We start from the raw sequence: 4,068 nt of genomic DNA, 5'->3' as shown, positions 1-4,068 counted from the left end.
CCAGCTGCCGACAGGATAAAGCGGCACGCGCCATGAAAAAGGCGGCCGAAGCCGCCTTTTTGCCATATTTTGCAGCGTGATCAGACGCCAAGGCACCAGCGCATGACGGCCTTTTGGGCATGGAGACGGTTCTCGGCCTCGTCAAAGACCACAGAATGGGGGCCATCCATCACGGCGCTTGTTACCTCATCCTCACGATGCGCGGGCAGGCAATGCATGAAAAGTGCATCTGGCTTGGCATGGGCCATCAGCGCCTCATTGACCTGATAGCCGCGCAGCTGGTTGTTGCGCCGCTCTTTTGCGGATTGGGGATCATGCATCGAGACCCAGGTATCGGTCACCACCAGATCTGCGCCGGTGACGGCCTTGACCGGGTCACGCTCGATCTGGACATCCACGCCCTGAGCGCGGGCGAAATCGACCCATTCCTGCTCGGGGTCCAGCGCCTTGGGTCCGGTGAAGGTGAAGTCAAAACCGAACTGCCCCGCAGCCTGCATCAGGCTGGCGCAGACGTTGTTGCCGTCACCCGACCAGACCACCTTCTTACCCGCGATCGGGCCGCGATGCTCTTCGTAGGTCAGGATATCGGCCATGATCTGGCAAGGATGGGTGCGGTTGGTCAGCCCGTTGATCACCGGCACCGTCGCATATTCGGCCATCTCTTGCAGGGTCGCCTCTTCGTAGGTGCGGATCATGATCATATCGACAAAGCGCGACAGAACCCGGGCGGTATCGGCAATGGTCTCGCCATGGCCCAGCTGCAGTTCAGAGCCAGACAGGATCATTGTCTGCCCGCCCATCTGGCGCACGCCGACGTCAAAGCTGACGCGGGTCCGGGTCGAGGGCTTTTCGAAAATCAGCGCAACCATGCGATTTTTCAGCGGAAGATCGTCGTCAGGCGCGCCTTTGGGGCGGCCGTTACGGGCATCCTTCATCTGCCGGGCCGATTCGATCATGGCGCGAAGATCGGCTTTGTCAGTGGTGTGGATGTCGAGAAAACTATTCATGAATGGATACTTTCGGCTTTCCCCGCGAGCCAATCAGGGATGCGGGGGGCAGGTCAAGTGGTGAGCGCAGGAAATTTGCTGGGGCAGTCGACCTCATCGGAGGCGCGTGAGCACGCTGGCCGAGGTGCCATTGCGCAAAGCGGCGGGCATCAAACCAGCATGAATTGTCGCAGGGGTTTGTCGCGCTGACTGCGCAAGATCGCGCATCACATGCACCGCCTTGGGCAGGGCGCCGCGATTTGCGCAGATGATGGGGCGCGCGTGCAGGCTGGCAAGGCTTTGGCAAGCCTGCAGATCCTGACCTTGACGGCGCCCCAAGGTGCCAGCGGGCGCAAGATGCGCCCTGTGCTGGCTGTTCGCTGCTTCAGGCGTCGACGTCCGATCTGCCAGACAAGGCAGATCGGCGCGCGTGAGCGTCCTGAAGCTCCGCTTAGGCATGGCATCTTGCCGCTGCCCGGTCGAGGCGCGCGACGGCCTCGGCGATGTCCTCGTCCGAAATGTTCAGCGGCGGCAGCAAACGCAGGGTGCTGTCAGCCGCCGGAACCGTCAGGATATGCTCCTCATAGCCGGCTTTCACCAGATCAACCGGGGCAACCTTGGTTTTCAGACCCAGCATCAACCCCTGCCCGCGCACCCCTTCGAAAACATCGGGATGTGCCGCGACAAGCGCCTCGAGTTTTTGACGCATAAGGCCTGCTTTGCGGTTCACCTCTGCCAGAAACTCGGGTGTGGCGATGATTTCCATCACACGCGTCCCGACCGCGGCCCCCAAGGGGTTGCCACCATAGGTCGAACCATGCGTGCCCGCGATCATCCCCTTGGCCGCATTTTCTGTGGCCAAGAGTGCGCCCAAAGGAAAGCCGCCGCCAATACCTTTCGCGACCATCATAATATCGGGCGCAATTCCGGCCCATTGATGCGCAAAGAGTTTACCCGTGCGGCCGACGCCGGATTGAACCTCGTCCAGCACCAAAAGCGCGCCGGTCTGATCGCAAAGATCGCGGATCAGTTTCAGATCAGCATCGGGCAATGGGCGGATGCCGCCTTCGCCTTGGATCGGCTCCAGCATCACAGCTGCGGTCTTGTCCGAGATGGCAGCCTTCAATGACTCCATGTCGCCCCAGGGAAGGGTGCGGAAGCCGGGCATCAGCGGGCCGAAGCCCTTGGTCATCTTTTCCGACCCCGAGGCCGCAATCGCGCCGGTCGAGCGACCGTGGAAGGCGCCCTCAAAGGTCAGGATCTCGATCCGCTCGGGCTGGCCCTCGGCGTCCCAGAACTTGCGCACCATCTTGATGGCAAGTTCGGCCGCCTCGGTGCCGGAATTGGTGAAAAATACCGTATCCGCAAAGGTGTGCGCGACCAGAAGATCGGCCAGTTTTTCCTGTTCGGGGATGTGGTAAAGGTTTGAGACATGCCAGATTTTCTGGGCCTGCTCGGTCAGTGCCGCGACCAGATCCGGATTGGCATGGCCAAGGGCGTTCACAGCGATCCCTGCGCCCAGATCCAGATATCGCGTCCCATCCGTCGCAATGGCCCAAGAGCCCTCGCCCTTTTCAAAGGCAAGATCGGCACGGTTATAAGTCGGAAGGACATGCGGAATCATAGAGATTTCCTTTGCAGGCAAAGCCGCGATCAGCGCGGCATAGAGATGTCAGATTGGCAGGCGGGATCGTTCGTTGAAAAATCAACGTCGGGGACGGCAAGAGGTGATGGTCCATACGATCATGGCGCGGACCCTGCGCGAGATCACGTTCCCGCGCAAGAGTAGATTTGCATCCAAAGCGATCAGATTTCAGACCCGTGACCTTAAGGTTTCATCCGGTAGCCGATCCTGAGCCAGCGCCAGGCAATGAACAAGACGATTGCGACCGCCACCAGGCTGATGGTGAACCCCCGCCAGACCGGCGCATCGCTGACCCCGGCAAAGCCATAGCGGGCGCCATCGATCAGATAAAAAATCGGGTTCCAATGCGCCAGCGTGCGGAAAGGCTGCGGCAGCGCCTGAATGGAATAGAAGGTTCCCGACAAAAACGAGAGCGGCGTCACGACAAAGTTGGTAATCACCGCCATCTGATCGAATTTCTGGGCGATAATCCCGCCCAAAAGCCCAAGTCCGCCCATCAACAGCGCCGCCAGAACCACAAAAGTCAGCGCCCAAAGCGGATGCGCAACCCCCTGCCCGATCACCAGCGCCATGCCGATACCAATGGCTGAGGCCACGATCAGCGCTCGGATCAGCGAACCAACCAGATAACCGGTCAGGATTTCCCCCGCCGAGAGCGGCGCCATCAGCGTATCCACGATATTTCCCTGCATTTTTGCGGAAATCAGCGAGGAAGAGCTATTGGCAAAAGCATTCTGGATCACCGACATCATCAGGATGCCCGGCCCTAGAAAGGCCAGATAGGACAGGCCCATGACCTCGCCACGGCCCTTTCCCAGCGCCAGGGCAAAGACAATGACGAAAAGTGCAGCCGTCATCAGCGGCGCAAATATCGTCTGTTGCCAGACAGACATAAAGCGCATCGTCTCGCGGCGGCACAGCGTATAAAGTCCGATCCAGTTCACCCGACCGAAGCGGCGGACCCCCATCTCGGAATACGCGGCGGAATATTCGCGGTTATTGAGGCTGTCTTGCATCTGCGCTCCTTGAATTTTCGGGGACGGGCGGGTATTTCAATACATCCCGTTTAGAACCGGGCTTTGCAGAATAGAAGCCGCAACCTCGTACGACCGCGGGTCGGCCACGACCCGAATGGAAAGGCAAATCATGTCCTGGACCGACGAACGCGTCGAAACGCTGAAACGGATGTGGGCGGAAGGCCAGTCGGCCAGCCAGATCGCCAAGGAATTGGGCGGCGTCACGCGCAATGCTGTGATTGGCAAGGTGCACCGCCTTGGGCTGTCGAACCGCACCGAGGATGCCGCGCCCGAAAGCGCACCGGCAGCCGCACCCGCAACCCCCACCGCTGCCGCACCGACCCCGTCGGCTGCGCCGGCCAAAGCTGCGGCCCCCAAGCCCCAGCCCGAAGCCCAGCCCCGCGCCGCCGCTGAACCTGCC

Annotated in this window: 4 protein-coding genes; 1 reads left to right on the top strand and 3 read right to left on the bottom strand. The window is 60.6% G+C overall.

The window, feature by feature from the left end:
- Positions 1-80 precede the first annotated feature (80 nt).
- The 3 genes from argF to RTS12_RS20220 all read right to left on the bottom strand — a co-directional run bounded on the left by argF (position 81) and on the right by RTS12_RS20220 (position 3,647).
- Positions 81-1,007 carry an ornithine carbamoyltransferase gene (gene argF / locus RTS12_RS20230; protein WP_312531877.1) on the bottom strand — a complete coding sequence of 309 codons (927 nt, stop codon included), beginning with the start codon at positions 1,005-1,007 and terminating at the stop codon, positions 81-83.
- A 430-nt stretch (positions 1,008-1,437) separates the two neighbouring features.
- Positions 1,438-2,610 (bottom strand): aspartate aminotransferase family protein, encoded by a 1,173-nt coding sequence (locus RTS12_RS20225; protein WP_312531875.1) that lies wholly within the window; start codon positions 2,608-2,610, stop codon positions 1,438-1,440.
- A 203-nt stretch (positions 2,611-2,813) separates the two neighbouring features.
- On the bottom strand, positions 2,814-3,647 hold the full coding sequence (locus tag RTS12_RS20220; RefSeq protein ID WP_312531873.1) for an ABC transporter permease: 834 nt from the start codon (positions 3,645-3,647) through the stop codon (positions 2,814-2,816).
- A 130-nt stretch (positions 3,648-3,777) separates the two neighbouring features.
- Here RTS12_RS20220 and RTS12_RS20215 point away from each other — a divergent pair.
- Positions 3,778-4,068, top strand: a 291-nt coding sequence (locus RTS12_RS20215) for a GcrA family cell cycle regulator (protein ID WP_312531871.1), incomplete at its 3' end; no start/stop codon positions are given.

Source organism: Paracoccus sp. (in: a-proteobacteria) (assembly GCF_032007265.1).
GTDB lineage: Bacteria > Pseudomonadota > Alphaproteobacteria > Rhodobacterales > Rhodobacteraceae > Paracoccus.
This window is presented reverse-complemented; position numbering and strand designations above follow the sequence as displayed.

What these genes read in the sequence shown, in the direction of transcription:
- RTS12_RS20225 (WP_312531875.1), bottom strand. Translation starts at nt 2,610, where the DNA reads ATGATTCCGCATGTCCTTCCGACTTATAACCGTGCCGATCTTGCCTTT.
- argF (WP_312531877.1), bottom strand. Translation starts at nt 1,007, where the DNA reads ATGAATAGTTTTCTCGACATCCACACCACTGACAAAGCCGATCTTCGC.
- RTS12_RS20220 (WP_312531873.1), bottom strand. Translation starts at nt 3,647, where the DNA reads ATGCAAGACAGCCTCAATAACCGCGAATATTCCGCCGCGTATTCCGAG.